The organism is Roseibium sp. JB4-4 (assembly GCF_055693425.1).
In genome coordinates this window covers 1,031,435-1,056,255 of sequence record NZ_CM146333.1, presented here as the reverse complement: position 1 = coordinate 1,056,255, position 24,821 = coordinate 1,031,435, and the positions used below count along the sequence as shown (strand labels likewise).

The 24,821-nt window shown below is 55.2% G+C and carries 23 protein-coding genes and 1 pseudogene; 12 read left to right on the top strand and 12 right to left on the bottom strand.

What is annotated here, in order from left to right; genetic code table 11:
* The first annotated feature begins 19 nt into the window (after positions 1-19).
* The gene (locus ACZ1HV_RS04795; RefSeq protein WP_472717471.1) at positions 20-769 is read left to right on the top strand and encodes an SDR family oxidoreductase; all 750 of its coding nucleotides are present in this window, start codon (positions 20-22) and stop codon (positions 767-769) included.
* A 128-nt stretch (positions 770-897) separates the two neighbouring features.
* Here the strand turns inward: ACZ1HV_RS04795 and ACZ1HV_RS04790 are convergent, their stop codons facing one another.
* From ACZ1HV_RS04790 to ACZ1HV_RS04775, 4 genes are all read right to left on the bottom strand, one after another.
* Positions 898-1,848 (bottom strand): helix-turn-helix domain-containing GNAT family N-acetyltransferase, encoded by a 951-nt coding sequence (locus ACZ1HV_RS04790; protein WP_472717470.1) that lies wholly within the window; start codon positions 1,846-1,848, stop codon positions 898-900.
* A 127-nt stretch (positions 1,849-1,975) separates the two neighbouring features.
* The gene (locus ACZ1HV_RS04785) at positions 1,976-5,941 is read right to left on the bottom strand and encodes an efflux RND transporter permease subunit (protein WP_298982339.1); all 3,966 of its coding nucleotides are present in this window, start codon (positions 5,939-5,941) and stop codon (positions 1,976-1,978) included.
* Positions 5,938-7,041: an efflux RND transporter periplasmic adaptor subunit gene (locus ACZ1HV_RS04780; RefSeq protein WP_472717469.1), complete on the bottom strand. Its 1,104-nt coding sequence runs from the start codon at positions 7,039-7,041 to the stop codon at positions 5,938-5,940. Before ACZ1HV_RS04780 ends, ACZ1HV_RS04785 begins: the two co-directional genes overlap by 4 nt.
* A gap of 23 nt (positions 7,042-7,064) precedes the next feature.
* The gene (locus ACZ1HV_RS04775; RefSeq protein WP_472717468.1) at positions 7,065-7,616 is read right to left on the bottom strand and encodes a PadR family transcriptional regulator; all 552 of its coding nucleotides are present in this window, start codon (positions 7,614-7,616) and stop codon (positions 7,065-7,067) included.
* A gap of 305 nt (positions 7,617-7,921) precedes the next feature.
* Here ACZ1HV_RS04775 and ACZ1HV_RS04770 point away from each other — a divergent pair, with 305 nt between their 5' ends.
* Positions 7,922-8,290 (top strand): hypothetical protein, encoded by a 369-nt coding sequence (locus ACZ1HV_RS04770; protein ID WP_472717467.1) that lies wholly within the window; start codon positions 7,922-7,924, stop codon positions 8,288-8,290.
* A 37-nt stretch (positions 8,291-8,327) separates the two neighbouring features.
* Here ACZ1HV_RS04770 and ACZ1HV_RS04765 read toward each other — a convergent pair whose 3' ends face one another.
* The 3 genes from ACZ1HV_RS04765 to ACZ1HV_RS04755 form a co-directional block, all read right to left on the bottom strand.
* A complete protein-coding gene (locus tag ACZ1HV_RS04765; RefSeq protein ID WP_298814522.1) occupies positions 8,328-8,477 on the bottom strand; it encodes a hypothetical protein in 150 nt (49 codons plus the stop codon).
* 695 nt (positions 8,478-9,172) lie between these two features.
* On the bottom strand, positions 9,173-10,378 hold the full coding sequence (pcaF, locus tag ACZ1HV_RS04760) for a 3-oxoadipyl-CoA thiolase (RefSeq protein WP_472717466.1): 1,206 nt from the start codon (positions 10,376-10,378) through the stop codon (positions 9,173-9,175).
* Between the two features lie 127 nt (positions 10,379-10,505).
* A complete protein-coding gene (locus ACZ1HV_RS04755) occupies positions 10,506-11,906 on the bottom strand; it encodes a mannose-1-phosphate guanylyltransferase/mannose-6-phosphate isomerase (protein ID WP_472717465.1) in 1,401 nt (466 codons plus the stop codon).
* A 171-nt stretch (positions 11,907-12,077) separates the two neighbouring features.
* Between ACZ1HV_RS04755 and ACZ1HV_RS04750 the strand changes: the two genes are divergently transcribed.
* From ACZ1HV_RS04750 to ACZ1HV_RS04705, 10 genes and pseudogenes are all read left to right on the top strand, one after another.
* Positions 12,078-12,914, top strand: coding sequence for an ATP-binding cassette domain-containing protein (locus ACZ1HV_RS04750; protein WP_472717464.1), 837 nt, complete (start codon positions 12,078-12,080; stop codon positions 12,912-12,914).
* Positions 12,862-13,731, top strand: a complete 870-nt coding sequence (locus ACZ1HV_RS04745; RefSeq protein WP_472717463.1) for a metal ABC transporter permease — start codon at positions 12,862-12,864, stop codon at positions 13,729-13,731. The genes ACZ1HV_RS04750 and ACZ1HV_RS04745 overlap by 53 nt, the downstream gene beginning before the upstream one ends.
* Complete coding sequence (locus ACZ1HV_RS04740; RefSeq protein WP_472717462.1) at positions 13,728-14,135, top strand: Fur family transcriptional regulator; 408 nt, start codon at positions 13,728-13,730, stop codon at positions 14,133-14,135. Before ACZ1HV_RS04745 ends, ACZ1HV_RS04740 begins: the two co-directional genes overlap by 4 nt.
* A gap of 134 nt (positions 14,136-14,269) precedes the next feature.
* Positions 14,270-15,403 (top strand): Gfo/Idh/MocA family protein, encoded by a 1,134-nt coding sequence (locus ACZ1HV_RS04735; protein WP_472717461.1) that lies wholly within the window; start codon positions 14,270-14,272, stop codon positions 15,401-15,403.
* A gap of 103 nt (positions 15,404-15,506) precedes the next feature.
* The gene (locus ACZ1HV_RS04730) at positions 15,507-16,088 is read left to right on the top strand and encodes an NnrU family protein (protein WP_298814502.1); all 582 of its coding nucleotides are present in this window, start codon (positions 15,507-15,509) and stop codon (positions 16,086-16,088) included.
* 201 nt (positions 16,089-16,289) lie between these two features.
* The gene (locus ACZ1HV_RS04725) at positions 16,290-16,973 is read left to right on the top strand and encodes a tetratricopeptide repeat protein (RefSeq protein ID WP_472717460.1); all 684 of its coding nucleotides are present in this window, start codon (positions 16,290-16,292) and stop codon (positions 16,971-16,973) included.
* Positions 16,970-18,027, top strand: a pseudogene (locus ACZ1HV_RS04720) (PQQ-binding-like beta-propeller repeat protein); the annotation flags it as partial. The gene ACZ1HV_RS04725 and the pseudogene ACZ1HV_RS04720, both read left to right, overlap by 4 nt.
* Positions 18,022-18,321 carry an outer membrane protein assembly factor BamB family protein gene (locus ACZ1HV_RS04715; protein ID WP_472718399.1) on the top strand — a complete coding sequence of 100 codons (300 nt, stop codon included), beginning with the start codon at positions 18,022-18,024 and terminating at the stop codon, positions 18,319-18,321. The pseudogene ACZ1HV_RS04720 and the gene ACZ1HV_RS04715, both read left to right, overlap by 6 nt.
* A 50-nt stretch (positions 18,322-18,371) precedes the next feature.
* Complete coding sequence (gene der, locus ACZ1HV_RS04710; RefSeq protein WP_298814493.1) at positions 18,372-19,799, top strand: ribosome biogenesis GTPase Der; 1,428 nt, start codon at positions 18,372-18,374, stop codon at positions 19,797-19,799.
* 88 nt (positions 19,800-19,887) lie between these two features.
* Positions 19,888-20,685: an inositol monophosphatase family protein gene (locus ACZ1HV_RS04705; RefSeq protein ID WP_472717459.1), complete on the top strand. Its 798-nt coding sequence runs from the start codon at positions 19,888-19,890 to the stop codon at positions 20,683-20,685.
* 78 nt (positions 20,686-20,763) lie between these two features.
* On the opposite strand, the gene ACZ1HV_RS04700 is transcribed toward ACZ1HV_RS04705, so the two are convergent.
* From ACZ1HV_RS04700 to ACZ1HV_RS04680, 5 genes are all read right to left on the bottom strand, one after another.
* Entirely contained in the window at positions 20,764-21,135 is a 372-nt protein-coding gene (locus ACZ1HV_RS04700; protein WP_298957875.1) for a VOC family protein, read from the bottom strand.
* Between the two features lie 44 nt (positions 21,136-21,179).
* On the bottom strand, positions 21,180-21,794 hold the full coding sequence (locus ACZ1HV_RS04695; protein WP_472717458.1) for an HAD-IA family hydrolase: 615 nt from the start codon (positions 21,792-21,794) through the stop codon (positions 21,180-21,182).
* 76 nt (positions 21,795-21,870) lie between these two features.
* A complete protein-coding gene (locus ACZ1HV_RS04690) occupies positions 21,871-22,593 on the bottom strand; it encodes an SDR family NAD(P)-dependent oxidoreductase (RefSeq protein WP_298982319.1) in 723 nt (240 codons plus the stop codon).
* Between the two features lie 9 nt (positions 22,594-22,602).
* Positions 22,603-24,075 carry an amidophosphoribosyltransferase gene (gene purF / locus ACZ1HV_RS04685; protein ID WP_298814475.1) on the bottom strand — a complete coding sequence of 491 codons (1,473 nt, stop codon included), beginning with the start codon at positions 24,073-24,075 and terminating at the stop codon, positions 22,603-22,605.
* A 76-nt stretch (positions 24,076-24,151) separates the two neighbouring features.
* A complete protein-coding gene (locus ACZ1HV_RS04680) occupies positions 24,152-24,769 on the bottom strand; it encodes a CvpA family protein (RefSeq protein ID WP_298814473.1) in 618 nt (205 codons plus the stop codon).
* Positions 24,770-24,821 lie beyond the last annotated feature (52 nt).

Genomic DNA, 24,821 nt, shown 5'->3' with positions numbered 1-24,821 from the left:
TCAAATGAGGAGCTAAAAAATGTTGCATGAAAAAACAATACTGATCACAGGTGCCAGCAGCGGAATTGGCGCTGCAGCAGCGGGTTTGTTTGCCGCGTCTGGCGCAAATCTGGTTCTAACGGCGCGTCGCAAGCAGAAGTTGGAAGAGGTGAGGACGTCGATACCAGATGCCGCCGGCAAGGTGGAAATATTGGCTGGTGATGTGTCTGACCCGGATTTTGCATCAGCGGCGGTGTCAATGGCCGTCGAAAAGTTCGGTGGTCTGGACGGTGCCTTTAATAATGCCGGAATGCTTGGCGACATGGGCCCCGTTCCGGAAATGAGCCTCACCAGCTGGCAGCAGGTGATGGACACAAATCTCACCAGCGCCTTCCTGCTCGCCAAGCATCAGATACCGGCCTTGAAGACCCGCGGTGGCGGCGCAATTGTCTTTACCTCATCCTTTGTGGGCCACACGATTGGATTGCCGGGCATGGCTGCCTACGCAGCATCAAAAGCCGGATTGGTCGGGTTGACGCAGGTCTTGAGCGTGGAACATGGCCCCGACAATATCAGGGTCAACGCGCTTCTACCCGGCGGAACACGCACCGAAATGGCAGGGGATGATCCGGCATTTCATGACTATGTCGCCGGATTGCACGCGCTGAAACGCATGGCGAAGCCTGAAGAGATTGCCAATGCGGCCCTGTTCCTGCTTTCCGATGCCGGTTCGTTCGTAACCGGCTCCGCAATGCTTTGTGACGGCGGTAACTCGATCACCAAGGCATAAGGGAAATTGGCAACGGGCTGGCGATGAAGACAAGGTTGTGCTGAGGCTCTCTGTGGTGCTCAGCATGACCAAAATCGAGAAACAGGCGTGACCGTTGCCATCTCTGACGGGTAGGGCTGTAGGATTCCTCAGGAAAGCTTTCGAATGAATTTTTGCTCGGTGACGGCCTTGCCCCATTGGTCGCCGACATATTCCTCAGCAAGGTCGAAGCCGTTCGCTTCATAAAGTGCCCGTGCAGCTTCCAGTCCCTTGAGTGTCCAGAGATGTATTTCACGAAAGGCGTGACGATCACAATGATCCAGCGCGCTTTTCAAAAGTGATTTTCCAAGCCCTTTGCCTCGCAGGCGTTCAGACAAAATGAACCAGCGCAGATGTGCAATGTTGTTTCCAAGATGCTCTCCATCAATGCTGATGGAACCAATCACTTCGCTGCCGTCGAGCACGCTCCAGCTGTTGTTAAGCGGGTTCGCGATCCTGGGCATAAACTCGGCCATTGCCGCTGATACAACGCTTTCGAACCTTGCTCCCATGCCAACTATCGGACCGTGAGTCCGAGCATGCATTGCCGCGATGTCTCCGATCATTCCGGTCTGGTAGCCATCCACAATCGGATACTTGGTTCTCAGCGCCTCATTGCCTGCGTCTGATCCTTTCAATGCATCAGCGTACAAAGACATGGCTTTTGCGACATCTTCGGGGTTTTCCCCATCAAGACGGGAAAGGGCGCCGTGTGCCTGATTGTTTCCGAAACGGTCAATCGCAGCATAGGTGGCCTGGCCCTGTTCAGTGAGGCTCAGACCAAAGGCCCTGCCATCGCTCACTGAGCGTGTCTGTTCAATGTCTCCACGTCGTTCCAATGATTTGAGAAGCCTGCTGATCGTGGACTTTTCAAGTTTGAGCAGGGCAGAAAGGTCCTTTGCGGTGAGTCCCGGGGTCAATCCGATCTCAAGGATCGCATGGACGCCGGACCCCGATAGGTCTGTTCCGGCGATTGCCTTGTCCAGGAAACCAAATTCCCGCACGAGCTGACGGGAAGCGGAGCGAACGGTCTGAACAACGGACGGAGAAACGGCTGTCATCTGTAAAATCCAATATAGTTGTATTAAGCAACTATATTGGATTGGCTAAGGACAGCAAGCGGTTTTTGGTTTTGCGTTTCAAAAAGGAAAGGCCGCCAAAGTGGCGGCCTTTCGTCTTGCTTGGAGGTTACTCGGCCGCGTGCGGCAGTTCCTCTTGCGGGGGGACTTTTGGTGGTGCCGGTTTGGGCATTGACACGACCTTGGCTGCTGGCCGTTCTTTTTCCTGTTGCGGATCTGTCCATTCGACATCCTGATCCGCTTCCGTTTCCACCTCAACCGATTGCTGAAGCTCCTTGCGCTCTCTGCGGCGAGCTGCATTTTCTGCAGGCCAGAACCAGACAGCTTTGGCGGAGCGGACAAATGTGCTCGGCAAGGCGATCATCACCGGAATCATGACCAGTGTCAGGATCGTCGAGAACGCGAGGCCTGAAATGACCGCTGTCGAGAGCTGGATCCACCAGATAGCCGTAATGCCGCCAACTGCGACAGTCTGCGTGAAGAAGTCGAGATTGACCGCTGTCGCCATCGGAATGAGGCCGACAATCGTTGTCACAGTCGTCAACAGGATCGGACGCAGACGTTGGCTGGAGGTCTTCAAGATCGCATCCAGCGGTTCAAACCCGTCGTGTCTGAAGCGGTTATAGGTGTCTATGAGAACAATCGCGTTGTTCACCACGATACCTGCAAGCGCGACAATTCCGGTCCCGGTCATGATGATCGAGAATTTCTGGCCTGTCAGCATCATGCCCAGCAGAACACCCATCACCGACATGACAACCGTGGAGAGCGTCAGGAAGGTCTGGTAGAACGAATTGAACTGCGTCAGCAGAATGAGGAACATGAGGAAGAGCGAAGCAACCATCGCCTTCATCAGAAATTCACCCGATTCCTTCTGGTCTTCATCTGCCCCGCGGAATTGCAGGTAGACGTTGTCCGGGAAGGTCTGTGCGTCAATCCACTCACTCAGCTCCTGAACCTTGGCGTCAACCGTCACCGGCTTGCCTTCCGCATCCAGCGCTGTCTGGTCGACAGTAGCCTTCAGCATCATGGAATAAAGACCGTCCCTGCGTGTGATCGCAGAAACTTTTTGTTCCGGTGCCCGGTCTATGAAATTGGCAATCGGGACAAGACCGAGATTGGTCTGCAGACGCAATTGGTCAAACCGGTCGAGCGTGCGCTCGTCAGCTGGCAATCGAACACGAATATCAACTTCGTCTTCGGAATCTGTCGGACGGTAATTGCCGATCAGAACACCGTTGGTCACGAGCTGAACCATGTTGCCGACTGAGCCGATACCAGCCTGGTAGCGCCCTGCCTGCTCGCGGTCGATGGTAATCTGCCATTCGATGCCCGGCAGAGGGCGACCATCTTCCTGATCAAGCAGATTATCCATCTGGTCAAGTTGAGCCCGGATGCGGGCAACCTGTTCAACCATTGTGTCGTATTCGGTTGATTTGACTTCCAGCTGGAGGTCCTTGCCGGTTGGTGGGCCGCCTTCGATCTTGCGGGTTTCAACCTTGATACCCGGGATGGAAGCAGTGCGCTGACGGATCTCCTCAAAGATCTCGGCAGCATTGCGCCGACAGCAGTATTTTGCCAGTTCCAGCGACATTTCACCGATCACGTCAGCAGGTTTGTCCTGCACCCCGCCAATGAATTGCGGGCCACTGCCGCCACCCGGAGGGAAGGCGGAGGTGATGACATTCTGGATACCGGCCGTCTGCAGAACTTCAGCCTCGACCTGCTGGACAATGGCAAGGGATTCGGCGGCGGACATGTTGCCGCGAGCCGAAACCATGACAACAGCCTGATCGGGTTCTTCGTCAACGAAGAATTCGACGCCGGTCGGGTTGGAAGAAAAGGACGTGAAGATAAGTCCACACGTTCCGAGAACGACCACAATCGTCAAAATGTTGCCGATCGGGTTTCCTGCCAGAAGTTTCAAATGGCGAACGTAAAGACCGGTGAGGCCCTTGACCGTCGTTGCGTCAAATGTGAGTTCCGCCGGTTTTTCGCTCTGGCCGCCGCCATTGCGTGTGCCGAAACCCAGACGCTTGCGCACTCCGTCAAACACCCACTCAAGGAAGTGGACGAGCGGGGAGATTGTTTTGTATCCGGCCCAGATGGCAACAAACGCTAGACCGCAAACCGTAAGGTAGAACCCGACATCAAGGGCAATCGGATGCGAGAAGATTGCAAGCGGCTGAGCCAGCCCGGAGAGATATGTGAAGATCCCGCCGATAGATCCGGTTATGATTTCAGGCCTTGTTGTGACCAGGAAGTAGGCAAAATACGCCGCGAATCCGACAGCCACTATCTCAAACATCAAAGAGACAAAAGTGACAGTCCGGAAGCTTTTGGACGGTTTTTCGTTTTCAAGCTCGACCTGCTTTGCAGCGCGCTGCCGGCGCCAGCGAACGAAGGGGCGCAAAACCAGGAAAGACAGCACACCCACGACGAAGAAGGACAGGATTGCCGCTGGAACAGCTAGCGGAGCTTCTGCAATTCGCGCGGCAAAATCGGGAGAACCGATCATGGCACCGAACGTGGCAAGAGCAGATACGGCCGCGATGACGCCGAAAAGGAATGAAAGCACAAGGGCTGCGTTACGCTCAACCCAGTGCGTGGTAATCGCAAAGACGCCGCCGGTCACAGGCAGGAAGACCATTGCCGTCAGCAGAGCTGCGGTCAGAACGATGATGACCATGATCGGCAGGTAGCTCATGAATTCGCCGGCAACGCCCGGCCAGAGCAACATCGGCAGAAAGGCCACCAGCGTCGTGGCGGTCGAGGAAACGATCGGCCAGAACATCAGTCTGGCAGCACGGATGTAAGCCTCCCGGTCCTCCATGCCTTCGTGAACTTTGCGGTCTGCATATTCGACCATGACGATGGCGCCGTCGACGAGCATACCAACTGTCAGCACAAGGCCGAACATCACCATGATGTTCACCGTGTATCCCAGGCCGGACAAGATCAGGAAGCCGACCATGAAGGAGGTCGGGATAGCGAGACCAACGAGGAGGGCGGACCGCAACCCAAGAGCCGCCAGAACCAGGATCATCACGAGGAAGATCGCTGTCAGGATCGAAGACTGCAGTGAGCCCAGCACTTCGAAAATATTCGAAGACATGTCGAGCATGTAGTCGACCTGGATCGTCTCGGGCCAGTCTTTGGTGGCTTCATCAACAACAGCCCGGATCGCCAGATTGTTCTCGATGATGTTGGTGCCGATCCGCTTGGTCACATCCAGGGCGATGGCAGGCTTGCCGTTTACACGCGTATAGGAGTCCGCGTCCTTGAAGGTGCGGCGGATTTCGGCGAGATCGCTGAGTGTAACAACGCCTTCTCCAGACTGCTTGATCGGCAGAGAATAAACATCGAGGGAGTTTTCGATCAGGCCTGGAACCTTGACGTTGAAGCGGCCCTGTCCGCCATCAATGTACCCGGCAGGGACAAGCTGGTTATTGTTGGACAGCGACGTCAGGAGTTCCTGCTGTGTGACCGAATAGGATTCCAGTTTCTCTGAATCGATCAGGACTTCCAGGAGTTCTTCTCTGTGGCCTTTCAAGTCGGCAGAGCGAACTGTGTCGATTGCTTCGACTTGATCCTTCAGGCGCCGCGCATGCTGATACAGAGTGCGTTCCGGCACGTTTCCAGACAAGGCGATTGTAATCGTCGGGATAAGCGCAAAGTTGGTTTCGGAGATCGTCGGCTCTTCAGCATCGGCAGGCAATTCACCCTTTGCGGCATCAACCTTGTCGCGAACATCCGCAAGCGCTTCGTCCTTGTCGAAGGAGATATCGAATTCCAGGACGATACCGGCATGGCCTTCGGACGCAATTGCCGTGATTTCCTTGAGCCCATCCAGGCCGCGAAGCTCTGTTTCCATGGGCCTGACGAGCAGGCGTTCCGCGTCCTCAGGTGAAATGCCCTGTTGCGCGATTGAGACATAGAATACCGGGACATCGATGTCCGGACTGTCTTCCTTCGGAATGCTGATATAGCTGAATACCCCTGCAACAAGCAGGGCGACCATCAGTACGAAAACCGTTTTAGGACGTCGGAGGACGCCTTCGAGCATGTCAATCACTGGCTGACCTCCGCAGTTTCAAACACCGGTTGAACGGTTTCACCGTCACCCACATATTCCTGTCCGACGACAATCACCGTAACGTTCTCGGGCAAGCCGCCGACCCAAAGGCCGTCAGATTCGCCGCCCAGAACTTTGACTGGGTAGAATGCAGTCTTGTTGTCTTCGCCAACAGTACGCACACCGACCTGCCCATCGTCGTTGAGGGTCAGGATTGCAGGTGAAATCTTGTGTGCTTTTTCCACCGGGAGAGGAAGACGGCTGACTGCAGTGACACCGTCACGGGCCTTGCCGTCTTTGTTTGGCAGCTCAATCTCGATGCGGAAAGTCCGGGTGTCAGGATCCGCAGAAGGAGAGATATAGCGCACGACACCGTTGATCGTTCCGCCGGTAACCAACTCCACCTCGGCTTCCATATTGACGGAAATCTTGCCGATGTTGACTTCCGAAACCTGACCGATTGCGATCATAGGGTCGGAATTTACAACGGTGGCACAGATGCTGCCGCTTTCAAGTTGAGCACCAACTTCGGCCATAGGGCTTTCGATCACGCCGTCGATTGGTGAACGGATGATCGTGCGCTCCAGCTCCAGCTTGGCTTCCTTCAGTCTTGCGGTCGCTGCGTCCTGGAGGGCCTGTGTTGCTGCAGCGCGGGTCTGCGCCGTAAACCCTTTTGTGGCCAATTGTGTCGCTGCGCTGTGGTCCAGTTCTGCCTGAGTGAGTGCAGCTTTGGCTTCAAGCACGCGTGCTTCGCGTGTGCCACTGTCCAGTTCACACAAAATGTCGCCGGCTGAAACTCTCGCACCTTCGCGTGCAGGCCGTTTGACAACATCGTCCGTTGTCGCCGACATGACAGCAACCTTGGCTTCAGCCTCGGTCCGGCCACGGACTTCCAGCACGGCCTGTCGGTCTTGAGCTTTCAGCCGAGCGACCTGAACACGGAATGTGTCGCCGGTTTTGGCTGCAACTCTCTCGGCGGGGGCTGGTGTCGCGTTTTCACCGTCGCCGACGCCTCCAACCACTACAGAGCCACTCGACATCCAGAACCCGATACCAGCCGCCAATGCAACTGCAAGGATGTATGAAAGCTTCACACGCATTCTTAAAACTCCGCGATATTCGCTTACTCGGCAGCTGCAAGCTGCTCGGCGCTGTCTTCAGCTATCTTGATCAAGGCCCCGCCGTGCTCTTCCAGGTAGGCGAGGGTGAAATTCATGCAGGCAATGCCGTAGTTCCGGGTCCAATCAGAACCAGGATGGCGGCATTCCTCGTTTTCGCTCTCCGTCAAAAGCCTCAGCTCTTCCTGCACCTGGGCCTTACGGCGCACCAGCGCGCGACGAATAACCTCCGGAGGCAGCTGTGCTGCGTTGAGGGCAATGAGGAGAAACGGCGATTTGAAAGTGTCTGCGGCTTGCGGTTCACATAGGGAATTGATGAACTCGGTCCGGCCAGCTTGCGTAATTGAGTACACTTTACGGGCCGGTTTGCCAGCTTGAGGTTCTTCTCGAACAGTCACGAGGCCATCGGTTTCAAGCCGGGCAAGTGCCGGATAAATCGAACCGAAACTCGCATCGTCAAAATAGCTAAACCGCCCCTCGGTCGATTCCTTCCGGATCTCATATCCGGTGGCATCGCCAAACGACAGAATCGCAAGACAGAGGCTGCGCACACTCATTGACTTCTCCGTATCCGGAAGCGTCCTCCCGGTCTGACGGTTGTGAGACGAACGACCACATTACGTCAGACAGGGCATTCCGGATGACTGACCGTAGCCTGTAAAAAGTAACATATGCCGGTTCGATATATCGACTAGTTATATATCAATTCGAAACTAATCAAGAGTGCGGCGCACAATTTTTTAAAGCGATTAAGCGCTACTCGAACCAGATACGCCCGGCTTGGCGGAATTGACACCTTGTTGACACAAGCAGGGGCGACATAACGTTAGTATCTCGTCGCTGCTTTTCGAAAGGGTCTGGCATGACCGGCAAATATTTTCGGTACTTCAAGCTGCCCAAAGATCCGTTGTTTCGTTTGCTTGTAATCAACGGTGCTGCCGGTCTTGGTATTGCTGCTCTCGTTCTGGGAGGGATCTTCGTCGCGAACATCGGAAATCTTAGAGAGCTTGTGCTTGCCGCCGACGACCCATTCCTGCCGGTGATCATGCTTGCATTTGGCCTGATAATTACCCTTGTATCGGTGGTGATGGGGTCCGCGATCATGCTCCTCGGCGACAAACCGCGAGAGGGCGGTGGAGGTGGGAAGAGGGAGGCCTTGCGCTTCACCGCTGAATTGACGCCCATTGCGGTGACTGCGGCGGGGCCGGGCGCGCACAAAACCCACAACTGATGCCGAAATCATAACTGATAGCCTGATAGGTTAAACGCTATCTGTGCACGCCATAGAAAGAGCTTTCAGCCTGTGCACCGCCGGAAGGGCGGGGCCCGAAATCGGCGAACAGGGTCATGGCGGCAGCAGCAAGAAGAAGCAGCAATCCTGCAGATGAAAGCCTCATCTCTCCGGTCCTGTCGATCATTGCGCCCTCCCAATTCTCAACCGTCTTATAGGCACCCAGCATCTAAGGTCCCGGTAACAGGTCCTCTAAAATTTTATTGGAACTGATTTTGGGTCAGGAAAGTCCTGTTTGAATGGCCAGGCCGCGGCCGGTTTCATGCATTCAAGACACAAAACCTGATTGTCTCGAACCGTGAGAACGGCAGTTCGCACCCATTAACTATGATCGTTAAAATACAACTTAAAACTGAATGCATCAGGTTGCACCCCAAGGTTTTGGCAGCTACGAGTGAAGTAAGTTAACAATTTGTTAATGAGTGCTCGGGGTTGCAATGCGATATTTCATCAAAAATCTGCATATATTTGTTTTTACGTTCTTATCTGTCTTTGCAGCGCTCTGGGTAGCTCAAAATACGGATCGGACAACAGCAGAAATTCGACCCCTGATTGAGGATGCTGTTGAGTTGGGCAACCTCGCAAAAGAGGTGCACAAAGAGTTCAGGTCGGTCAGTTTGAGCGAAATAACAGACGAATTTGTCTCGATATATGTCGAAACGATGAGGTTGCCGACATCGCTGTTTGAAAGATTGTCGGACCGTCTTGGCGAAGTGGAGGCAGATCTCAAGCGCAAACGCGCATCAAGGCGGACCGAAGCGAACGAGATCCGTGGTCGAAACCGAGTACTTGTCCCGCCCCCATCCGATCGAGTGGGACGCGTCATACCGAGGCAAGGGAAAGCGCAATTCCCTGACCGACACCGATGCACATGGTGGCCAGCGCCAGTTTGCCACCCCGCTTACGCAACTCTAGCGCAGCTGATCCGACAATTCTTGCGCCCGACATACCCAAAGGATGGCCAAGAGCAATAGCGCCACCATTCGGGTTCAATACGTCACTGTCTTCGGGAAGGCCAAGGTCACGCATCACTGCAATTGCTTGAGCCGCAAATGCTTCGTTCAGCTCGATAACGTCAAACTCAGAAAGCGAAAGTCCAAGCCGGGCGCAAAGTTTGCGGGTGGCTGGGGCTGGGCCAATTCCCATGATCCTCGGCGGTACACCTGCCGTTGTACCACCGACAATGCGAGCAACCGGGGTTAGTTTGTGCTTGGTAACGGCAGCTTCTGATGCAATCAGAAGCGCCGCAGCCCCGTCGTTCACTCCCGAAGCATTTCCAGCGGTCACCGTACCCCCGTCACGGAAAGGCGCTTTGAGTGCCGACAGCGACTCGAGCGTCGTTCCAGCTCGCGGATGCTCGTCGGTATCTACAAGGACAGGGTCGCCTTTGCGCTGGGGGATCATGACCGGAACGATTTCCTCTGCGAAGCGGCCCGACAACTTGGCGGCTTCGGCCCGCTGTTGGCTTCGCAACGCAAACGCATCCTGGTCGTGCCGAGAGATGCGGAAGTCTTCGGCAACGTTTTCGGCAGTTTCCGGCATGGAATCGATGCCGTACTGGCTTTTCATCAACGGATTTACGAATCGCCAGCCAATGGTCGTATCGTAGATTTCGGCATTCCGAGAATAGGCACTTTCCGCTTTTGGCATCACGAAAGGTGCCCTGGACATGCTTTCGACACCACCGGCAATCGCAAGATCCATCTCACCAGACTTGATGGCCCGGGCAGCTGTCATGACCGCGTCCATGCCTGAACCGCAGAGCCTGTTCAACGTCATTCCCGGGACGGTCTCGGGAAGGCCCGCCAGCAAAGCGGACATCCGAGCAACATTGCGATTGTCTTCGCCGGCCTGGTTGGCGCACCCGAAAAAAACGTCGTCGACTTCTGTCCAGTCCGTTTCCGAATTTCTTTCCATTAGGGCCTGTATCGGGATTGCGCCAAGATTGTCGGCACGAACCGAGGACAGCATTCCACCAAACCGACCGATCGGTGTCCTAACGAAATCACAGAGATAGACATGATGCATAGGCAAGTTCCCAACGTGTCGCTTTCTAGGCGCACAGTGATTGGAAAGTGCGCGATGGACTACGTGAAGTCTTGCCGGATTTCAGCACCGAAGGCAAGAAAGCATCACAGAAAAGTCCGAAATACTATTAGATGCGTGATGCTTTATCGTAGCGAATTATGTCATCCTCGCTGAGATAAGTTCCGGACTGCACTTCGATCATCCGCACCGGAATTTTACCCGGATTTGTGAGCGTGTGACGAGCGCCAAGCGGGACATAGGCGGACTGGTTTTCTGTCAAAAGACGTGTTTCGCCATCGATCGTGACTTCCACAGTGCCAGAAACAACAACCCAATGCTCAGCTCTGTGCAGATGGCTCTGCAGGCTGAGTTGTTTGCCGGGCTTGATGAGCATGGATTGTACGGAAAACCTGTCTCCCGCACTGATCCGCTCCGTGTAACCCCAAGGCTTGTAGGCGCGAGGATGCTTTTCGGCTTCTTCACGGCCTTCGGACTTCAGCTGTTCGACCACATCCTTGACATCTTGTGCCCGGTCCTTGTGTGCAACAAGCACGCTGTCGGCCGTGGCAATCACCATCACATTTTCAAGTCCGATAACCGAAACCAGGCCTTTATCGGCAAAGGCAAGGCAGTCCTTGGATCCGAGAAACCGGGCATCGCCCAAAGCGGAGTTGCCGTCTCCGTCCTTGTCCAGAACCGTCCAGATGGCCGACCACGAACCCAAATCATCCCATTGCGGTGCAACAGGAGCGCAAACGACATTGCTGGCCTTTTCCATAATCGCGTAGTCGATCGAAATGTTGTCGAGCTTTTCGAAGGTTTCGGTGTCCAGGCGGGTGAAGTCGAGGTCGGCATGCCGCGTTTTCATTACCGCGCTGACATCTTCAAAAAGCTTCGGTTGCAGCGATTTGAACGCGGCAATCATCGTCTTGGCCGAATAGAGAAAGATGCCTGCGTTCCAGAAATAGTCGCCGGCCCGCAAGAATTCTTCCGCGCGGGCGTGGTCGGGCTTTTCCACGAATGCATCCACCGGTCGTACCGGGTCACTGCCCGAGACGACTTTAATGTAGCCGTAACCGGTATTAGGTTCCGTCGGAGTAATCCCGAAAGTAACGATTGCGCCGTTTCTGGCGGCACCCTCGGCGTTCAGAACGGAAGCAATGAATTCATCTTCCTTTCGGATCAGGTGATCAGAGGGCAAAAGAAGGACAAGGGCATCCGGGTCGGTCTCAACCGCCGTCATCGCCGCCATCAGGGCAGGGGGAGCTGTGTTGCGGCCGACTGGTTCAAGCAGAATGGACTGCGCATCGATGCCAAGCTCCGCAAGCTGTTCTCCAATCAGGAAGCGGTGATTGTTGCTCCCGATCACGATCGGGTCCGCGAACCCGGAGGCCTGAACACGCTTGCAGGTTTTCTGAAACAGGCTGTCACCATCGAAAATCGTCAAAAACTGTTTGGGTCTGTCCTTGCGCGACAAGGGCCACAGGCGCGTTCCAACGCCTCCCGACAAAATGCATGGAAATATCATTGGTTGATCCTGAAGCTGGCTGTGCCTTGGCTAGTCACTGCAAAACGTCAATTTGACTGGATTGTTAAACAGCGGAGGTTGAAGTTGCAAGCAATGGGGTTGACGGGTATTTGTGTTATAAAGTAACGCCCTCGGACGACGCACATATTGAGCAGAACTGGCCTTCAAAACATGACAAAATCAGAAACCAGTCTGGTGAAGCTCGACCGGGCAGGGATTCAGAAAGGCACCGATTGGCTGGTAAGGGGTGTCGATCTGTCTGTTGAGGCAGGTGAAATCGTGACCCTGATCGGGCCCAACGGGTCAGGCAAGTCGACGACAGCGAAAATGGCGCTCGGCATCATGAAGCCGAACGAAGGCAGTGCCGTGAGAAGCCGGGGCCTCACAGTGGGTTATGTTCCCCAGAAGCTTTCAATTGACTGGACTCTGCCGTTGAGTGTTCGGCGTTTTCTACGCCTGACGAACCCATTGACTGATGCTGAATGCGTTGAGGCTCTTGAAAAAACAGGAGCGAAACGGCTCATTGATGCAGAGATGCGCTCATTGTCCGGCGGTGAGTTGCAACGCGTAATGCTGGCCCGCGCCATCGCCCGGGCTCCTGGGCTGCTTGTGCTCGATGAACCGGTACAGGGCGTTGACTATGCCGGTGAAATCGCAATCTACGATCTGATTTCCGAAATCCGGGGAACCCTGGGCTGCGGTATCTTGATGATCTCTCACGACCTCCATGTGGTCATGGCGGCGGCGGATCAGGTCATTTGTCTGAACGGGCATGTCTGTTGCCGCGGAACGCCTTCCGATGTCAGTCAGAATGTCAATTATCAGGCTCTTTTCGGCGCGCGTTCCGGAACGGCGCTGGCCGTTTACGAACATCATCATGATCACGTTCATCTACCCGGTGGGAAAGTGCAGCACTCCGACGGCTCTCTTTGTTCGGATTGTCTGGGCGAGCACCATGAGCACGATGATGGCGCTGAAGTGCAGTTGGAGCGCCAAAATGCTCGATGACTTTTTCACAAGAGCGCTTGTCGCCGGAATAGGGGTGGCGCTTGTTGCCGGTCCGCTTGGCTGTTTCATCGTCTGGCGTCGAATGGCCTATTTCGGTGATACACTTTCGCATGCTGCACTTCTGGGCGTGGCCTTGTCTTTATTGCTCAGTATCAACACGACACTTGCAGTTGGAGCCGTTTCGGTTGTGATTGCAATGCTTTTGGTTCTGTTGCGCCGGAATGACACCCTGTCGTCGGACGCCCTGCTGGGGTTGCTTTCACATTCAGCCCTGGCACTCGGACTGGTTTGCCTTGCATTCATGACCTGGGTCCGCGTCGACCTGCTCGGACTGCTGTTTGGCGATATTCTGGCTGTTACACGCATCGACATTGCGCTGATCTATGCTGGGGGCGGAATTGTGCTCATGGTTCTGGCACTCATCTGGCGGCAGCTTTTTGCTGCAACAGTAAGTCCTGATCTTGCCGCCGGAGAGGGACTGCGGCCTGAGCGCACAGAATTGATCTTCATGATTCTGACAGCGATTGTTATCGCAATTTCTCTCAAGATCATCGGAGCGTTGCTGATTACGGCACTTTTGATCATTCCCGCCGCAGCGGCGCGCAGGCTCTCTGCCACGCCGGAGCAAATGGCGGTACTTGCGGCCATTATCGGAAGTGCATCGGTGGTCGGGGGGCTCTATGCCTCGCTCAATTATGATACACCTTCCGGCCCTTCAATCGTCGTGGCTGCAGTGGTCCTGTTCACGCTGAGCCTTGTTCCCGGTGGGCTTTTGGTAAAGTGGATGAGAACAAACAGAAGTGGAGACCGGCCGTGAGCGCTGAAACGCATCCTGAATTGACCAAGAATCAGGCGCTGGTCTTTGGTTCTCTATCGGGCGCAGGTGGTCCGCTGACAGCTTACGCTATTCTGGATCAGTTGCGCGACGACGGGTTCCGCGCCCCTCTTCAGGTCTATAGAGCATTGGACAAGCTGGTCGAATACGGCATGGTGCACAGGCTGGAAAGCCTGAACGCTTTTGTGGCCTGTGCTCATACAGGTTGCGCGGCCCACGGCGCCGCTGCTTTCGCCATTTGCGAAAGATGCGGTGATGTGTCTGAATTCACACCGGAAAAAGCAATCGACTTGCTGCGTAATTGGACAGAGCAGCAGGGGTTTCGATTGTCTCGCACCACAATTGAACTGCGGGGTACCTGCAAGGCATGTGTATCCAGTAACTGAACCGCCAATTCGATCTTCTACCGGTAGTGCCATCAACCAGAACAGTCGAATATACAACTTAAGCGCTTGATGTGTGTCAGATGCACCGCCTATTGTTTTCCGCGACAGCCAATCGCGGAATATGGGAGGCGCCTGTGACTGACCGAATGGGCATTGGCATCATCGGCTGCGGAAATATCTCAAAAACCTATTTCGATCTGGCCCCAGCATTTACCGGATTAGAAATACGGGCATGTGCTGATCTGAGTAGGGAGGCGGCTGAGATTAAGGCGGATTATTATGGTATTCGCGCCTTGACGGTACATGACTTGTTACTGGCCGAGGACATCGACCTGATAGTCAATCTGACCGTGCCTGATGCGCACTACCTTGTCTCTCATGAGATCCTGGCCCACGACAAACACGTTTATTCTGAAAAGCCCCTGGCGCTGTCCATTAAGGATGGCATGGCCTTGGGTGACCTGGCCAAGAAAAAAGGCCTGAAAGTCGGATGTGCACCGGACACATTTCTCGGTGGCGCGCAACAGACAGCCAGAACGGCTCTGGACGGCGGGTTGATCGGAGATGTGATTGGAGGCACTTGTCATGTTCTCAGTCACGGGATGGAAAGCTGGCATCCAAATCCTGACTTTTTCTATAAATCAGGTGGTGGACCGATTTTCGATCTGGGCCCCTATTACATCGCAGCTCTGGTCAATCTCATCGGTCCAGTTAAGCGTGTAGGGGCACTTTCGTCCTCCGCCTTCAAAGAGCGAACCATCGAAAGCGGGTCGAGATCTGGCGAACGCATTCGGGTTGAAACGCCGACCACTATCCAATCGCTGCTCGAATTTGAAAATGAAGCTTCCGTGACACTTTCAGCCAGTTGGGATGTCTGGGCCCATCGTCATGCTCCTATGGAAATATACGGCACAAAAGGTTCGCTCTTTCTGCCGGATCCGAACTTTTTTGGCGGTGAAGTGGAATGGGCGGGACCCGATGGCCGGATCAGGCGTCTGGATCAATCCGGACATCCCTTTGCTGTAGCCAATGTGAAGGAAACCGAAACCGCTCATGCCAACTATCGATCAGCTGGCCTTGCCGATATGGTTCAATCCATTCTTCTTGGCGGTGATTTCCGTTGCTCATTAGACCGTGCTCTGCACGCGGTCGATGTCATGGCTTCAATCCTGAAATCCGGGGAAACAGGCACTTTTGTTGGCATTGAGCACTCTGCCGAGCGTCCTGATCCCTTGTCTGCCGTCGCCGCAAACCAACTCTTGCAATAGCGGCGGTTGCAGTGGCTTTGTGGGGCTCTTATGTTCCGCCTGAGGTCCTGTCACTTTTGCTGATCGGACCTGCCAATTGCCGGTGGTTCGAGGGAGAGAATTCATGGCGATCTTGATAACAGGACTAGTCCTGTTTTTCGCAATACACGTTTTGCCAATGGTCCCTGCCACGCGGGCGGGATTGATCTCGAAAATCGGTGAAAATGCCTACAAGGGCGTATTTGCGCTGGTCTCGATTGCCGGTTTCGCTCTGATAATTTACGGCTACGGTGTCGCAAGGTTTGAAGGGCCGCCGCTGTTATATGATCCGCCGCTTTGGCTGCGTCATGTGACCATGTTGCTCATGGTGCCGGTTTTTATCTTTCTCGTGGCAGCGTACGTGCCGTGCAGGATCAGACGCGCTCTGAAGCATCCGATGCTTGTCGCGATCAAACTTTGGGCGCTCTCGCACTTGTTGGCAAACGGTGATCTTGCCTCCGTTCTTTTGTTTGGCACTTTCTTTCTCTGGGCAGTTGCAGATCGGATTTCCGTCAAACGGCGTGGACCTGGAGCAGGACAAATTGCCGGTGCGACGGCCGAACCGGGAAGACATACCGACATTGTGGTGATTCTGATCGGCATTGTTCTCTATGGACTATTTGTCTGGAAGTTGCATGGTTGGCTTTTCGGCGTCCCGATAGTCTGATACACGCGGGCAGCTGATGAAAAACCTCTGCGGATTTGTCAATTCATCGAGGTTTGCCCCACTTGCGCCACGAAAAGAATGTTAAGCGCGTCCTGGGAATTGCCCGAGACGGATCAAATGGATAATGTGCGCCCCGCGCAATGGGGTGTTGATCCGGTCATGGCGACGGGCCGGTAGAGTGAATGCAGGAACACGACACGTATGTCTGATATTTTTCGTGAAGTCGATGAAGATATCCGCCAGGAGAAATACCGTCGGCTTTGGGATCGGTTTGGCCCATGGGTAATCGGTGTCGCGGTTCTGATCGTTATTGGTACTGGTGGCTATCGCGGTTGGCTCTATTGGCAGGAAACGCAGGCCCAAAGCGCTGGCGACAAGTTTTTTGAAGCTGTTCGGCTTTCTGAGGCTGAAAACTACCAGGAAGCCGCGGCGCTTTATGGAGAACTGGAATCGGCTCTTGGCGGATATCCGGCTCTCGCAAAGCTGCGCAAGGCGACCGACCTGGCAAATTCCGGCGAGGCTGCTGATGCTCTTGCGCAGTTTGATGCGCTTTCGCGAGATGCCAGCCTTACCGATGCCTTGAAAGATGTTGCTGCCCTTCGCGCCGGTTACCTGGCGGTCGACAGCGAAGATTATACCGGTGTGGCCGATAGGGTCGAGAGATTGACATCCGACACAGGTCCATTTCGGGCAGCCGCGCGTGAACTACTCGCGCTAAGCGCTTGGAAAAGCGGCGAGGTTGAAACGGCACAACAATGGATTTCCGCGCTTGAGGACGACCCGGAGACGCCTGCTGAAGTCAGTCAGCGCGTCTCGCTGTTGAGCGATGTCATTCGTGCCAGCGGTGGCGCTGCATCTCCTGAAAGCGAAGGAACTGGCCAGTGACACGAGCAGTCGTTTCTTCATTGGGGCGCGGGCCGCTGGTTGTTATTGCACTGTCTCTTGCGTTGACAGGATGCGGTTCAGTTAGCGATTTCACGCAGAACGTAAACCCGTTCAACCGCGAGAAAATTCTGTCTGGCGACCGCCAGCCCGTCTTTGACGGCGCGGATCCTGCGTCTGAAGCTCTTGGACAATCTGCGAAAGTCGGTCCTGCGACCGGCGGGCAGAGCTGGACCACTGCCGGAGGCGGACTGACAAATGATCCGGGCAACATCGCGATTTCCGTATCAGGCAACAGAGCCTGGCGGACGCAGATCGGTACATCCGGTCGCGGGCTCACGACATCTGCTCTCAGGATCTCCTCAAGACCTGTGAGCGACGGCAGCAGGATCTATCTTTACAAGCCGAATGGCGAGGTCGTGGCGCTCTCAACCGGAGGCGGTCGGCAGTGGACTGCAAATCTGCGTCCGGAAGGTGAACGCGATGTTGGTCCCGGTGGCGGCGTAACGGTTGCCAGCGGCATTGTTTATGCCGCAACGAGCTACCGCCAGCTGGTCGCACTGGAAGCCGGATCTGGACGTGAAATCTGGCGCGCGGATCTGGACACCCCGCGCGTGGAGCCCCTGTTGCAGGGGCAGGGCACGTCTTTGTCGTTTCCCAGTCAAACGAAGTCTATGCACTGTCTCAGTCTGACGGCTCGGTGGCATGGAGCTATGCCGGCGTTGAAGAAACCGCAGGCTTGCTGTCTGCAGCCAATCCGGCAATCTCCGGAAACAAGGTCATCGTTCCGTTCTCATCGGGCGAGATCATGGCTATTGATATCAAGAGCGGTGAACCTGAGTGGATCGATGGAGTTTCCCGAGGCTTCAGGACGCTTGCCTTGTCCGGCCTTGCCGATGTTTCGGCGAGCCCGGTAATCGCAGGCAACACGGTTTATGCGACTGGGGTTGCCGGACGCACGGTGGCTGTTGACGCTCGCTCAGGACAGCGCCGCTGGGAGCAGGACCTGGGCAGCGTGCATACACCTGTCGTTTCGGGCAACGCGCTCTTCATGGTGGACCTGGATGACCGGATGGTCGCGCTCGACCTGAAGACCGGCGAGCCGCTTTGGGCGACGTCGCTTCCACGTCCGGAGAAAAAGAAGCGCCGCCGTAACTGGGCAGGGCCAATTCTTGCAAATGGTGCGCTTGTGGCGTTTTCCAGCGATGGTCAGATTGCCGTTGTTGATGCGGCGTCCGGCAACACGATGCTGACCCAACGCACAAATGCGGATGTCTACGTGACACCAATCGTTGCAGGCGGCCGCGTTGTGGTGCTGACCGGGAATGATGGCGTAGCCGCTTACAACTAGCAATCAGGGGCTGGGCTCACGAAGAGGCCCACCCGTCAGGAGTTACTGCTGTGGGCGCAACTGTCGCCATCATCGGACGGCCGAATGTCGGTAAGTCCACGCTATTCAATCGTCTGGTCGGCAAGCGCCTGGCGCTGGTCGACGACACGCCCGGTGTCACGCGCGACCGACGTCCCGGCGATGCGCGGCTCGGCGATTTGCGCTTTACAATCGTTGATACGGCCGGATTGGAAGATGCCGATCGGCGTTCGCTTGAAGGACGCATGCGTCATCAGACGGAAGAAGCGATCGAAACCGCGGATGCCGTGCTTTTCGTCATAGATGCCAGAGCTGGGATTACACCGCTCGATTCCCATTTTGCCGAAGTTGCCCGCAAGACCACTCGGCCAGTTATTCTTCTGGCTAACAAGGCGGAAGGCAGAGCTGGGGAAAGCGGACTTTATGAGTCCTTTTCGCTCGGCCTGGGGGATCCCATCGCGATTTCCGCCGAGCACGGCGAAGGCCTTGCTGATCTTTATGACGCGCTGAAACCTCATGTCGATCGGGTCACCGAGGAAGAGGAAACCCGGCGCGAGGAAGCCGTCACCAACGTCGATGTCGACGAGGACGGTGAAATCATCGACGAGGAAGACCCTGTCGGCACAATCGAGCGACCCCTTCGGGTTGCCATTGTGGGGAGGCCAAATGCCGGCAAATCCACGCTGATAAACAAGATGCTTGGTGAAGACCGGATGTTGACCGGACCTGAGGCCGGCATCACGCGGGATTCCATCTCTGTTGACTGGACTTGGCGTGACCGGCACATCAAGTTGTTTGACACAGCTGGAATTCGTAAGAAGGCACGTGTTCAGGAGAAACTCGAAAAACTCTCCGTTGCTGACGCGCTTCGTGCCATCAAATTCGCTGAAGTGGTCGTTGTGACGCTTGATGCAACAATGTCCTTTGAAAAGCAGGATCTGCAGATCATCGATCTGGTCGCGAGAGAGGGCCGGGCCCTCGTCATCGCAATCAACAAGTGGGACCTGGTGGAGGATCGTGAAGCAGCGTGGAAAAAGATCCGCGACGCCAATGAGCGATACTTCAATCAGATCCGTGGCGTACAGATTGCGACACTCTCAGGACTGCAGGGGCAGGGCATCGATCGGTTGGTAGAGAGCGTCTTTACCGCTTATGAGGCCTGGAACTCGCGCGTGTCGACATCCATGCTGAACCGCTGGCTTGACCGGGTAACGATCAATCATCCGCCTCCTGCCGTTGCAGGGCGACGCGTTCGGTTGCGTTACATGACGCAACCAAAAACCAGGCCGCCGCATTTCATCGCTTTTTGTTCGCGGCCCGAACAGCTTCCCGAAAGCTACACCCGGTATCTGGTGAACTCGCTTCGTGAAAAGTTCAACATTCACGGCACGCCTATTCGCCTGTCCTACCGCAAGGGCGAAAACCCTTACGCGACCAAGAAAAAACGAAAGATACAGTAGCCGGGGAGTGCTCCGGCCATTTCCTGCAGGTCGCGCCTTTGTGATCAAGGACCGGCGTGGTGCCTTATTTTTTGAAGGAGACGTGTTGATGTCGAATGAGCGGCTTGATTTTGCCGTGGCGCTTGCTGAGAAGGCTGGTGTCCTGGGGCTGGATTATTTTCGCAAGCTGGACACTCTGACGATTACTCAGAAAGGGCACCAGGACCTCGTTTCCGAGGCTGACCGGAATGTGGAAACGCTTATCCGTGAGGAACTTGCAAAGGCGTATCCCGATGACGCCATTCTGGGTGAAGAGCACGGCATGGAAGACGGCTCGTCCGGATACACCTGGGTGACGGATCCGATTGATGGAACTGCGAATTTTGTGACCGGTATCCCGCAATGGTGCGTCATCATTGCCTGTGTGTATCAGGGCAAGGTGATCGTGGGCGTCATTCACGACCCAGTGGCGAAAGAAACATTCAAAGCTGCCGCAGGCGGCGGCGCTTTTTTGAATGACAAGCCGATCAAGATCTCCGACAGCCAGAGCCTCTCGGTTGGCTCTGTCGGGGTTGGTTTCAATGGCCGAACCGCAATTACAGATGCAGTCAATGTTGTTGGCGCCGTTGTTTCCAACGGAGGCGTTTTCTTTCGCAATGCCTCAGGCGGCTTGATGCTTGCCTACGCTGCTTCAGGGCGGCTGATCGGATATGTGGAATCGCACATGAATGCCTGGGACTGCCTCGCAGGCATGCTCCTGACAGTTGAAGCTGGCGGTGTTGTCATGGAGCAGGACGTCAACCATGCGCTCCATCACGGTGCTCGTGTTGTTGTCGGAGCTCCTGGGGTCTTCGAAGAATTGCGGGCAATCGCTGAAAGCTCATTCGCCCCGCTGGAAGCAGCATAGCAGCTGCTTAAAAACCGGAGACGGCATGCTTCGCCACATGCCGTCATCTCCAACTTTCATTAGCACAGCAAGTCTCATTCAAACGTGCTGATCGACAAGCACGGGGTTTCCATCCGGATCGACAAGGGTAAAACTGGCCGGGCCTGACGTCGTCTCATCTGCTTCAGTGACAAAGGCGTAGCCCTTGCCTTTGAGATCCTTTTGAAGTTCGCGGATATCCTGAAAACTGCCCAGCTTCTGCGCGTTCTGGTCCCAGCCGGGATTGAATGTCAAAATGTTCTTGTCGAACATGCCTTGAAACAGACCGATGACAGTGTCACCGTTTTTCATGATGAGCCAGTTGTCGTCACCGGATCCACCAAGATCTGAAAACCCAAGCCCTTCATAAAAAGCTTTCGACTTTTTGATGTCCTTCACGGTCAGGCTGATTGAAAATGCACCAAGTTTCATGCGCTCGTCCTCCTAGCCCGGTTTTCAGGGCAGCCGTGATGCTGTCAAAGGCCGAGACAGGTTGCAAGACCTGATCGTGTTGCATCTGTAAAGTGATAGGCATGCCAGCCGAGCGCTTTTGCAGCTGCCACGTTGGCCGCACTGTCGTCGATAAGAAGCAACTGCTGCGGCGCGAGGTCGAGTGAGTTGCTGACGTACTCGAAAAACGCTGTTTCCGGTTTGGCGTGACCGATACGTCCGGATGAAAAGATCTCACTGACGCGATCGCCAAAACCGGATACATGCTCAATATAGCTGGCCCGGTGATGTTCGTTGTTGGTTGCGATCACTTGTTGCACCCCTTGAAGGTTCATTCTGACCAGCAAATCGCAGGTATAAGGGTCTTTCAGATCGTCTTTCCGGAACCAGTATTCCAGAAGCGCCCCGACGCTGAGTTTGTGATTGCTTGCCTGCAGCCAGCGCTGAACATGAATTTTCAGATCGATCTTGCCTGAAATCACATCCAGGAACGTGTCGTCAAAAATGCCCTTCTGAAGATCACGCAACGAAATGCCAAGGTCGTCTTGAAGGCTATCGGCCCAGACGAAGCGGCCATTCACGATGTTTCGGTTCAAAACACCGTCGAAGTCCCAGGCAATCGCTTTGAGCTTTTGATGCATTGTTTCAAAGTTCGATGATCTGCTGGGAGAAAGGCTTTCACGGCCTGGTGGATGTGAACGGATCTATGCAGCCAGACTACACCCACTCTCGACTGACACGATCGAAAAGCCTGCCTGTTTCCAGGACATCTGGTTTGACCAGTTCAAGGAGGTCTTCCGCGACAAGCTCAGGTGTTGCGAGGTTGTCGGGAATTTCTCCCGGCATTGCCTTGGCTCGCAATCCCGTGCGTGTCGGGCCTGGGTCCGCGATGTTGATCTTCATCGGAGTTTGCAGGCTTTCATTGGCCCAGGTCTTTGTCATGGCTTCAACGGAGGCCTTGCTTATAGCGTGAAGACCCCAGAATGCGGTGCAGGTCTGGGCCTGTACCGCCGTCAGGAAAAGCGCACGGCCGGCATCAGACTGACGCAGTAGCGGGTCCAGCGATCTGATCAACCGCCAGTTCGCGGTGACGTTCACTGACATGACCTTTTCAAAGTCCTTGGGACTGATATGCCCGATTGGAGACAAGACACCCAGCATGCCCGCATTGCCGATCAGAATGTCGAGCTTCTTCCAGCGTTCAAACACGGCTGCACCAAGCCTGTCGAGAGCGTCGAAATCCATCAGGTCGAGCGGCACGAGTGTCGTCTGTCCACCGGCTGATTTGATTTCGTCGTCCAGATCCTCCAGGCCACCCACCGTGCGGGCAAGAGCAATCACGTGAGCTCCGCGTTCACCCAGCTTCTTTGCGATTTGATAGCCAATACCGCGGGATGCGCCGGTTACAAGCGCGACCCGGCCGTCAAAGTCTTTTTCCATAATGTGCTCTTAGCCGACTTCTACCAGGCGAGGGGGTGACACGAAGTCCTGGTCTTCGGACAGGTCTGTCAGGGGTGTCGGATAGTCTCCGGTGAAGCAATGGTCGGTGAATTGCGGGCTGGCGTCGTTTCGTCCATCAAAGCCCATGGACCTGTAGATGCCGTCGACTGACAGGAAGGCCAGGCTGTCTGCACCGATATACGCGCGCATTTCCTCAAGACCATATTTGGCGGCCAGCAGTTTTTCGCGAACAGGTGTGTCGATCCCGTAGTAGTCCGAGTATTTGATAGGTGGACTTGCAAGACGGAAATGCACTTCACGAGCGCCGGCTTCACGGATCATCTGAACGATTTTGACCGAGGTGGTGCCGCGTACAAGGCTGTCATCAACCAGCACGACCCGCTTCCCTTCGATCTGGGAGCGGTTGGCGGAGTGTTTCATTTTCACGCCAAGTGCCCGGATCTGTTGGGTCGGTTCGATGAATGTGCGCCCGACATAGTGGTTGCGGATAATTCCAAGCTCGAACGGGATACCGCTTTCCTGGCTGTAGCCGATCGCCGCCGGTACACCACTGTCGGGAACGGGAACAATCACATCCGCATCGGCCGGTGTTTCTTTGGCGAGTTGTTTGCCCATTTCCCGGCGAACGTCATAAACGCTGCGCCCGCCAACCACCGAATCCGGCCGTGAGAAATAAATGTATTCAAAGATGCAGGGACGGGCCGGACATTTGCCGAAGGGAAAGTAGGATTGGATTCCGGTGGATGTGCAAACAATCACTTCGCCGTTTTCGACTTCACGAATGAATTTGGCACCGATGATGTCAAGCGCACATGTTTCCGACGCCAGAATTGGCGCACCGTTGAGGTCACCTAGAACGAGTGGGCGAATGCCAAGAGGGTCGCGCGCACCAATCAGTTTTTTGGATGTCAGGGCGACGAGAGAATAAGCGCCTTCCATTTGTGTGATTGCTTCGATGAAACGATCGACGATCTTTCCTTTGCGGGACCGGGCAACCAGCTGCAGCACAACTTCCGAGTCAGACGTGGACTGACAAATCGCCCCGTCGCGGATCAGTTGAGCGCGCAAGGTGAGGGCGTTGGTGAAGTTGCCGTTGTGACAGACCGCAATGCCGCCGCCATCGAGTTCGGCAAAGAGCGGCTGCACGTTACGAAGGATGGTTTCGCCGGTCGTTGAGTAGCGGACGTGACCAATGGCAGCCTTGCCGGTCAACCGTCCGATCGTGTCCGCATCGGAAAAGTGGTCACCGACAAGACCCAGATGCCGTTCCGCCCGGAACTGGTCATTGTCGAAGGTGACGATGCCAGCCGCTTCCTGTCCGCGGTGCTGGAGGGCATGAAGGCCAAGGGCCGTCAGTGCGCTGGCATCCTCATGTCCCAAAATGCCAAACACACCGCACTCTTCGCGCAGTGTGTCGTCATTGATGTCAAACGGCTCGTGAATCTCAGTTCCGCCAGTCATGGCGAACTCTCCTTGAGTTCGGCCGGTTTGTTGAAACCGGTCCGTCTATGGTCAAGATCGGCGCCGTCCGGCGGCGTCAGTTATTACTGTCCGTAGTCAGCTGTTCGAGGCCTTGGGTCTCGGATTCACTGTAAGTCGGTTCTTCGGCAGGCGTGCTGGCATTGCCTCCGCCACTCAGATTGTTCTCGCGGATTTTATCGAGAATTGCCTTTTCGGGGTCTTCCGGAAGCACGGCTACCAGCCGTTCTCCGATCGACAAGAGAATAGGTCTCGATTTCGCGTCAAGCACCCATTGCGGTTGCTGGTCAGGCTGGACAAACCAGTTGAAGAACATCATGGCGACGACAACCAGCAACAAGCCGCGAACAGCACCAAAGACAAAGCCAAGCGTGCGGTCGAGGGCGCCGATGCGGCTGTCCAGAACAAAGTCCGAAATCCGCATCGTAATGTAGCTTACAACAAGAAGTGTCACGAGGAAGACAGCGGCCGCGGAAACACCCATGGCGACGATGTCATGGGAGATATACTGCTTGGCGTAAGGCACGACCCGCTCATAAAGCAGGAATGCCGCTGCTGCGGCTGCGACCCAGGATACGATGGAAAGAACTTCCCGAACAAATCCGCGGATCATCGCGAGGATCGCCGAAATGAACATGATGGCCAAAAGCAGTCCGTCCAGCAGCGTTATCGGCATGATCCTTGAAATTCCTCTGTCTGGCGCTCTGGCAAGAGCCTAAACCTTTTTC

What these genes read in the sequence shown, in the direction of transcription:
- ACZ1HV_RS04795 (WP_472717471.1), top strand. Translation starts at nt 20, where the DNA reads ATGTTGCATGAAAAAACAATACTGATCACAGGTGCCAGCAGCGGAATT.
- ACZ1HV_RS04790 (WP_472717470.1), bottom strand. Translation starts at nt 1,848, where the DNA reads ATGACAGCCGTTTCTCCGTCCGTTGTTCAGACCGTTCGCTCCGCTTCC.
- ACZ1HV_RS04780 (WP_472717469.1), bottom strand. Translation starts at nt 7,041, where the DNA reads ATGCGTGTGAAGCTTTCATACATCCTTGCAGTTGCATTGGCGGCTGGT.
- ACZ1HV_RS04775 (WP_472717468.1), bottom strand. Translation starts at nt 7,616, where the DNA reads ATGAGTGTGCGCAGCCTCTGTCTTGCGATTCTGTCGTTTGGCGATGCC.
- ACZ1HV_RS04770 (WP_472717467.1), top strand. Translation starts at nt 7,922, where the DNA reads ATGACCGGCAAATATTTTCGGTACTTCAAGCTGCCCAAAGATCCGTTG.
- ACZ1HV_RS04765 (WP_298814522.1), bottom strand. Translation starts at nt 8,477, where the DNA reads ATGATCGACAGGACCGGAGAGATGAGGCTTTCATCTGCAGGATTGCTG.
- pcaF (WP_472717466.1), bottom strand. Translation starts at nt 10,378, where the DNA reads ATGCATCATGTCTATCTCTGTGATTTCGTTAGGACACCGATCGGTCGG.
- ACZ1HV_RS04755 (WP_472717465.1), bottom strand. Translation starts at nt 11,906, where the DNA reads ATGATATTTCCATGCATTTTGTCGGGAGGCGTTGGAACGCGCCTGTGG.
- ACZ1HV_RS04750 (WP_472717464.1), top strand. Translation starts at nt 12,078, where the DNA reads ATGACAAAATCAGAAACCAGTCTGGTGAAGCTCGACCGGGCAGGGATT.
- ACZ1HV_RS04745 (WP_472717463.1), top strand. Translation starts at nt 12,862, where the DNA reads ATGAGCACGATGATGGCGCTGAAGTGCAGTTGGAGCGCCAAAATGCTC.
- ACZ1HV_RS04730 (WP_298814502.1), top strand. Translation starts at nt 15,507, where the DNA reads ATGGCGATCTTGATAACAGGACTAGTCCTGTTTTTCGCAATACACGTT.
- ACZ1HV_RS04725 (WP_472717460.1), top strand. Translation starts at nt 16,290, where the DNA reads ATGTCTGATATTTTTCGTGAAGTCGATGAAGATATCCGCCAGGAGAAA.
- ACZ1HV_RS04715 (WP_472718399.1), top strand. Translation starts at nt 18,022, where the DNA reads ATGGTGGACCTGGATGACCGGATGGTCGCGCTCGACCTGAAGACCGGC.
- ACZ1HV_RS04705 (WP_472717459.1), top strand. Translation starts at nt 19,888, where the DNA reads ATGTCGAATGAGCGGCTTGATTTTGCCGTGGCGCTTGCTGAGAAGGCT.
- ACZ1HV_RS04700 (WP_298957875.1), bottom strand. Translation starts at nt 21,135, where the DNA reads ATGAAACTTGGTGCATTTTCAATCAGCCTGACCGTGAAGGACATCAAA.
- ACZ1HV_RS04695 (WP_472717458.1), bottom strand. Translation starts at nt 21,794, where the DNA reads ATGCATCAAAAGCTCAAAGCGATTGCCTGGGACTTCGACGGTGTTTTG.
- ACZ1HV_RS04690 (WP_298982319.1), bottom strand. Translation starts at nt 22,593, where the DNA reads ATGGAAAAAGACTTTGACGGCCGGGTCGCGCTTGTAACCGGCGCATCC.
- purF (WP_298814475.1), bottom strand. Translation starts at nt 24,075, where the DNA reads ATGACTGGCGGAACTGAGATTCACGAGCCGTTTGACATCAATGACGAC.
- ACZ1HV_RS04680 (WP_298814473.1), bottom strand. Translation starts at nt 24,769, where the DNA reads ATGCCGATAACGCTGCTGGACGGACTGCTTTTGGCCATCATGTTCATT.